Origin of the sequence: Kitasatospora sp. NPDC056651 (assembly GCF_042792155.1) — a bacterium.
Classification (GTDB): Bacteria; Actinomycetota; Actinomycetes; order Streptomycetales; family Streptomycetaceae; genus Kitasatospora.
Genome location: NZ_JBHTWX010000232.1, coordinates 1 through 2,281 on the forward strand (window position 1 = coordinate 1; position 2,281 = coordinate 2,281).

The following is a 2,281-nucleotide window of genomic DNA, read 5'->3' on the forward strand; positions in this document are numbered from 1 at the left end:
GCCGCCGACGGCGGAGGACGCGTTCCGGCTCGCACCGGAGCTGGTCGCTTCCCGGTTCGAGACGCTCACCGCGGCGGCCGACGGGTGTGACGTCCTGCTGGCGACCGGCCTGATGCCGGCCGGAGCGCGGGACGTCGCCGAAAAGCTCGGCCTCCACTATGTGTTGGCCTGCTTCCACACCCTCGGTCTGCCCTCGCGGCACTCCCGCCCCGGGCACCGGCCGGGCACGCCGTCCCCGGAGGGCGAGACGGACTACCGGAAGCTGTGGGAGCAGGATGCCCAGCGGGTGAACGCGCTGTACGGCGAGGCGCTCGACAGCCACCGGGCGGCGATCGGCCTGCCGCCGGTGGAGAACGTCCGCGACCATGTCCTCACCGACCGGCCGTGGCTGGCCGCGGACCCGATGCTGTGCCCGTCGGAGGGCATGACGGAACTCGACGTGGTGCCGACGGGGGCGTGGATCCTGCCCGACGACCGGCCGCTCCCGGCCGATCTGGAGGCGTTCCTGGACGCCGGTGAACCGCCCGTGTACGTCGGCTTCGGCAGCATGGCCTCGTCCGCCCCGGAAGGCATCGCCCGGGTGGCCGTCGAAGCGAGCCGTGCCCACGGCCGCCGCGTCCTCCTCGCCCGTGGCTGGGCCGGGCTCGCCCCGGTCGACGACGGTGCGGACTGCCACGTCGTCGGCGAGGTGAACCAGCAGGCCCTGTTCCGCCGGGTGGCCGCCGTCGTCCACCACGGCGGCGCCGGCACCACGACGACCGCAGCCATGGCGGGAGCGCCCCAGGTGGTCGTCCCCCGGATCGCGGACCAGCCGTACTGGGCCACCAGGGTGGCCGAGTTGGGCATCGGAGCCGCCCATCCGGACCGCACGCCGACGGTCGACTCGCTCGCCGCCGCGCTCGCCGCCGCCCTGGCCGCCGAGACCCGGGTAAGGGCGGAGGCCGTGGCCGGCGGCATCCGCACCGACGGGGCGACGGTGGCCGCGAAGCTGCTGTTCGACCTGGTGGGCCAGGAAGTGCCGATGGTCTCCGGGTGAGTCGTGCGGCGCCGGTGGCCGGGTGAACGGTGCTGCGGGCCGGGTGAGTTCGTTTCCGGATTGTTCTCCTTCCGGTCGGTCAGCGGTGGTTGTCAGTCCGTGCGGGGCCGGTTCCGGCACTGATCCGGCGACCGGCCTCCGGCTGTCGGCCGGGTCGGTTAGGGTGCCCAGCGGCGCGCCCGGTCACCGTTGGCCCGGCCGCGAGGGGAGGGCGGCATGACCGAGGGCACGTGCGAGGAACCTGGGCGGGACGGCGACGGCATCCAGTGGCTCGCGGAGATCGGCGGGCCTGGCACCGGCCGACCGTCAACCGGCGGCCCCGACGGGGAGGGCGAGGTCGGCGGCGTGGTCTTCGCCCGGGGGATCACGCCCGAGGAACTCGCCCGCCGGATGGGCGCCGACCCGGCCACCGCGACCGAGCCGATCAGCGACACCGAGATCAGGGACCTGGACATCGAGGTCTACCGACCCAGCGACGACGGTGACGGAGTGATCCGGGTCGGCACGTGCGCCGGCTGGTCGTTCGCGATCGAGTACGGCGACTCCACCGGCGGCGAACTGCTCACCGAGATAGCGCGTGACGGCGTCGAGGTGGTCCACTTCCGCCCGATGCCGGAGCAGCGGCCCGCCCTGCTGGACTACGCCCGGGACGGGGCCGTGCTGTGCGGCTTCGGCCTCGGGGAGGAGCGCTGGCGCTGGGGCCAGGAACCGGACCTGCTGGTGCCGGACCTGGTCGCCGCCAAGGTTCTGGAGGCCGATGGCGTGACCTCCTGCGGCCCCGGGCGGGAGGCCGCCGGAGCCGCCCGCCGCCGCACCCTCGGCGCCGTCGAACGGCGCTTCGGGCTGAGCCTGCCCCGGGCGGCCCTCGGCGGGCTGCGCCTGCCGGCGTACGCGGTGCGGGGAACCCCGGACATGGCCCTGCGCTGAGCGGAGCGCCCACCGTGGCGGGCGCAGGGACTCCAGCAGGGACCCCAGCAGGGACTCCAGCAGGGCACCGAGCCGATGGTGGAGCCGGGCGTGGAGCCGGACACAGGGGTGGACTTGGCAGGCAGGGGAGAGGGCGAACGACAGGAACCGTGCGACGGTCATGGCGGGACTTGCTCCTTCCCGGGCCCCACCTGCTGCGGAGCCCTCGATGCCGTCATCCTGGCCTGTCGGCGGCCCCTCGCACCTGTGCCGATCGGGAGGTTCCAGGGCCGAATTCGCCGTCGCCACCCTGCCGATAGGCAGGGTGGGGAAGGCCGG

At 74.7% G+C, this 2,281-nt stretch carries 2 protein-coding genes; both read left to right on the top strand.

Translation table 11 applies throughout. The annotated features are described in order from the left end of the window. On the top strand, positions 1-1,036 hold a 1,036-nt coding region (locus tag ACFRAR_RS38620; RefSeq protein WP_380705120.1), incomplete at its 5' end, for a glycosyltransferase. Positions 1,037-1,252: 216 nt separating this feature from the next. Then, complete coding sequence (locus tag ACFRAR_RS38625) at positions 1,253-1,963, top strand: DUF6461 domain-containing protein (RefSeq protein WP_380705122.1); 711 nt, start codon at positions 1,253-1,255, stop codon at positions 1,961-1,963. Positions 1,964-2,281 lie beyond the last annotated feature (318 nt).